This is a genomic window from Acetobacter sp. P5B1 (assembly GCF_018811985.1).
GTDB classification, from domain to species: domain Bacteria; phylum Pseudomonadota; class Alphaproteobacteria; order Acetobacterales; family Acetobacteraceae; genus Acetobacter; species Acetobacter cerevisiae.
The window spans coordinates 1-3,572 of the sequence record NZ_JACRVS010000056.1 but is presented as its reverse complement, the minus strand read 5'-3'; the positions used below and the strand labels follow the sequence as shown (position 1 = coordinate 3,572).

The 3,572-nt window shown below is 53.1% G+C and carries 6 protein-coding genes; 2 read left to right on the top strand and 4 right to left on the bottom strand.

Translation table 11 applies throughout. The annotated features are described in order from the left end of the window. From KP703_RS15145 to KP703_RS15135, 3 genes are all read right to left on the bottom strand, one after another. Nucleotides 1–199: transposase (locus KP703_RS15145; protein WP_215754477.1), on the bottom strand; the 199-nt coding region annotated here is incomplete at its 3' end. A 457-nt stretch (nt 200–656) separates the two neighbouring features. Then, complete coding sequence (locus KP703_RS15140) at nt 657–1,856, bottom strand: phage integrase central domain-containing protein (RefSeq protein ID WP_215755522.1); 1,200 nt, start codon at nt 1,854–1,856, stop codon at nt 657–659. 272 nt (nt 1,857–2,128) lie between these two features. Beyond that, complete coding sequence (locus tag KP703_RS15135) at nt 2,129–2,374, bottom strand: hypothetical protein (RefSeq protein ID WP_215755525.1); 246 nt, start codon at nt 2,372–2,374, stop codon at nt 2,129–2,131. 222 nt (nt 2,375–2,596) lie between these two features. Here KP703_RS15135 and KP703_RS15125 point away from each other — a divergent pair, with 222 nt between their 5' ends. Further along, nucleotides 2,597–3,007, top strand: a complete 411-nt coding sequence (locus KP703_RS15125) for a DUF6232 family protein (protein WP_215755521.1) — start codon at nt 2,597–2,599, stop codon at nt 3,005–3,007. A 10-nt stretch (nt 3,008–3,017) separates the two neighbouring features. Continuing rightward, nucleotides 3,018–3,434 (top strand): hypothetical protein, encoded by a 417-nt coding sequence (locus tag KP703_RS15120; RefSeq protein WP_215755524.1) that lies wholly within the window; start codon nt 3,018–3,020, stop codon nt 3,432–3,434. Here the strand turns inward: KP703_RS15120 and KP703_RS15115 are convergent. Further along, nucleotides 3,335–3,572 (bottom strand): transposase (locus tag KP703_RS15115; protein ID WP_215754726.1); only part of this gene is annotated, 238 nt, incomplete at its 5' end. The two genes, KP703_RS15120 and KP703_RS15115, sit on opposite strands and share 100 nt — an antisense overlap.

Sequence of the window (3,572 nt, the reverse complement as noted above, 5' to 3'; positions counted from 1 at the left end):
CAGTCCATGGCGGCAGATCGTTCGGCATCGCACGCCATGCAATGCCGTAACGGATCACATACCGAAGACCGTTGAACAACTCTCTCAGATTATGGTGTCGCTGGTCCGCATCTTCTTTCATCAAAAGGAGGTATGGAACAATCAGAGACCACTCTTCGTCACTGATATCAGACGGATACGGTTTGCGGGCAGTATTCATCCATCTGTTCTGGAACACTTACGCCAGAAAGTACATAACACCCTCTAGAGCAGTGTAAGCTCAATGGTTTCGTCTAACGCCTTGTTATGGAAGGGCTTCAGGGTAGTTTCCGGGCAATTAAAAACTCTGGGTTCCCTGTCACATCCTGACCTGCCAATGACCGCAACGCAGCACCCCGTCTCGATGAAGATGAAAAGGGCCTTCGTATTATGAAGCCCCCCGGCGGTGCCCAATCACTCGCGCGCATCGCGCGTAGGGTCTGTAACATGTGTAACATTTCGAGGTATTGTGCTCGGCGCGCGCATTCATGACATGTCACGACTGGCACGACTGGGGTTTTCACAGGTCGTGCCATGTCTATGCCCTGAAAAATGGCAGATTTCAGCCAGATTTAGAGGGTGGCACGACCGTCACGACTGTCACGACCGAAAAAAGCAATACCGGATGGGGTTTTGCCTTATCCCCGGCATTGTGCTGCCCAAGCCTCCATGAGAGGGCGGCGCTGTTCCAGCAGATCAGTTCTCCGGTAAGCGGCTTCAACCTTGTTCTCAATGGCATGAGCGAGCGCCATTTCTGCCACGTCATGCGGGCAGGCGTTGGTGTCAGAGGTCCAGTCCCTGAAGGTGGAGCGTAGGCCATGAACCGTGACATCCTTCGTCTTGGCAGCAAGGTGGAGGGCTTTGCTCAGGGCCACATCCGACAGGGGCTTACTTCTCTTGTGTCCAGGAAAGACCAGATCCCCGGCGGCGGAATCTCGGAGGGGTAGCATTTCCTGAAGGACGCCCAGAGCATCATCAGACAAGGGCACGCGATGCTCCCGGCCAGCTTTCATCTTGTGGTCGGGGATGGTCCAGATTTGGGCCGCCATATCAATTTCAGACCAGACGGCGTTTCTTACTTCCCCAGACCGGCCAGCCGTCAGGCAGCAGAACCGCACGGCCTTGGCGGCAATACCTTCTGATGACCGGAGAGCTGATATGACAGGCGCTATATCCCTCCACCCCACAGCTTTGTGGTGCTGAACCTTCATCAGCTTTGATGGAGGAGGTAAGGTTGCCGAAAGGTGCCCCCGCCAGCGGGCCGGGTTCTCACCGTCACGCCAGCCCTGAGCGCGGGCATAGTCCAGAATGCGCTCAATACGACTACGGACCCGGCCTGCTGTTTCGGTTTTCTCTGTCCAGATTGGCCGGAGGGCGGTCAGAACGTCCTGAGTGTCGATGTTGCGCACAGCCTTCCCGCCAAACACAGGAAAAGCATGCAGGCTGAGAGAGCCTGCCCACGTTGTGGCTCCTTTCTGATCTTTCCACCCTGGGGTCTGCTCTTGGATGTAACGGACGGCCACCTCTTTGAAAGTGATGCCGACCTCTAGCTTCCGAGCCGCTTTCTCCTTCTCCCTTTCCATTATTGGATCAAGGCCACCTTTTATCTGGCGGCGGCAATCGGAAGCATGGGATCGGACGTCAGACAGAGAAAGATCGGCAGCACTCCCGAGGCTCATCTGTCGGCGCTTACCAGTCACAGGTGACTTAAAGCGTAATTCCCACAAGCGGGACCCACCAGACACCACCAGCCAGAGACCTCCTCCGTCGCACAGGTCTCCGCTCTTGTGCCGGGAGACTTGCAGTGCGGTTAGTCTGTTGGGCGGGAGTCGGCTCATAATGGTTTACCCCTCTTGTTACCCCCCTTAAAACATGGGCTTTGGAGGTACGTCCAGAAACAACCGTGGACGGAAGAGCGGGTAAACCACTAGGATATAGAAGGATTTTGGAACGCTGTGGGACGTGGTGGGACGATAGTTAGGCGGACATCCCCTCCGCTATTTCATCTCCATGATTTAATTGAATTATTTCTCCCCACCTCTAACGGTTTTTGAGGGGTGTATCCCCACATAATTTTTGCCTTGTGTGGGGGATTTTGTGGGGACCCCGCTTAATCCAGCGCGCCTTGCTCGGAGCTAAACTGAACGCGCTCCTGCTCCTCCACAGTCAAATATCCCAGATAATTTTGCTCAGTCACCTTTACGCTGCTGTGTCCCAGATGGCGCGAGAGGCGGTAAATGTTCCCGTCAGCCTTGAGCCAGCGCACAGCAAAGGCGTGCAACTGCATCTGACCGACATTAGATAAGAAGTTCGCATAGGCCTGCTTGGTGATCTCGCTCGTGTAAAGTACCCTCACTTTTGCTTCCAGTCTCCAGAAACGGCGTAGCGTCTCCTCCTGGCGTCGCCCATGCGATAGCGCGATGTCGGCAGGTCTTCGTCTTGGTCAGGAGGATTTGGTGCTTACGAGAATCAACCTGATCCCTCTCAAGATTGACGGCCTCAGACAGCCAACACCACGGGGGCACTTGTTCCCGCTATGGGGGTGTGGTGAGTTGGTTGTGATTTGATGGAGGAAGATTTGAGCGAAGAATATTTTTATAAGCAGGGGCAAATTTCAGTCACCAAAACGCTTATTCGTTATGGGGACTCATCCTTTGCCACGGCTAACGTTGATTGTGTTTCAATTGGCGAGCAAAACACGCAGACGTATTGGATTATTGCCATCGTCCTTTTCGTCGTTGCTGCTGTTTCTGCAATTACAGTTGGTGTTGAAATCTACTCACACACAGGCGACGGGAGCAATGAAACGATAGCCTCAATCCTCTCTTTATTTATTGGCTGCATTTTTGTTTATCTGGCAACTCACCCCAAATATTATTTTCGCTTTCGCTCTTGTAGTGGTGAAAGTCGCGTTTTGGTGAGTCGCGATTATGCGATTGTAGGGATATTGAAACGCGCTATTGAGCAAGCGATAATTGCTCGCGGATAGCACTGCTAAAATGTTGGAAAAAATGTTGAAGCGATTTTTAATGATGGCGGCGCTATCATCTCTTCCGATGGCTGCCGACGCACAAGAATATAAACCTGATTTCAACTGTTCAGTAGATCATTCAAAAGATAGCATCGCGACGATGCTCTGTCAGAACAGTGAGGCGGCCAAGCATGAGCTGATTTTTGATCAGACGTATTACGCATTGAGGCAAATCGTCGGGAAAGCTGGCTGGAAAGCACTCAAGCAAGAGGCGATTGCTGATGATGACGCGCTGAAGGTATGCGTTGCCCCAGACGCGATGGACGGGAGTTTACCTAGAGGGTGTTATGCACTTTGGATGAGCAGGTTAGCTGCGTTTCTAAGCATGAAACCTGCGAAGGCGATGGTATGCATTGCGGCAAGCGTTGAGGCGCAGCGCTCGTAGTCTTTCACCAGCCTCCTGCACCGCGTTGCCCACGCGAACGATCTCTCTACGATCCAGCGACGTGGCAGCAGCACGAAACCCCGTTTAGCCTGAGGTAGTCTGACGATTTCGAGAGTGATATCCTGCTCTTTGGCGGCT